Source organism: Marinimicrobium sp. UBA4509 (assembly GCF_002388575.1).
GTDB classification, from domain to species: Bacteria; Pseudomonadota; Gammaproteobacteria; order Pseudomonadales; family Cellvibrionaceae; genus Marinimicrobium; species Marinimicrobium koreense.
Map to the genome: position 1 here is coordinate 406 of NZ_DGMV01000037.1, position 688 is coordinate 1,093.

General features: G+C 60.6%; 1 protein-coding gene. It reads right to left on the reverse strand.

Annotated features, from left to right (window positions below; translation table 11 throughout):
* A partial coding sequence (locus B3520_RS05430; protein WP_286875583.1) for a DUF1974 domain-containing protein occupies positions 1 to 688 on the reverse strand: 688 nt, incomplete at both ends.

Sequence of the window (688 nt, forward strand, 5' to 3'; positions counted from 1 at the left end):
AGGTGGTTTCCACCCGGCCAATGGGGTCGTCGGCCTTATCGTTTTCGTACACAAACGGGCGGAAGGCTTTGCGCACCGGGTTGTCTTCCAGGATCAAGCCGCCGAGCGTGCGGATGGCGTTGTCGTCGGGCTTGGTGAGCACCCGGCCGAGGGGGAATACCATCCACTTGAGGGCGCAGGCCATGGTGCGCTTCGGGAAGTTGCGATAGAAATCGTACAGCGCTTCCTGAGCGGTGTAGAGGGCGTGACGCAGTGCGTACTCCGCGTGCGCATCTTCCTCATCAGTGCGGGCATGGGCGGAGTGGAACTTCAGAATGGCACAGGCGATAAACAGCTGGCTGTGCACATCACCCAGTCGGGCAGACAGCAGCTCGCGGCGCTTCAGGTCGCCACCGAGAATGCCCAGAGCCATATCCGAGGTGACCGCGAGGCCGGCACTCAACAGATTGATGCGCTGGTACCAGCGGCGACTGAACTCGTTGGCGTTTTCCGGCACCCCGCTGAATCGGGCGCGGGTAATGCCAAACAGTTTGACCCGCAACAGGTTGCTGAACAGGTGCCCCATGTGCCGGATAAAAAGCTTGTCGAAATCTTTCAGCCCCTGCTCCTGATCCGGAGCCTGAATGGCCTGAAGCTCATCGAACAGGTAAGGGTGACAGCGCATGGCGCCCTGGCCGAAGATCATCAG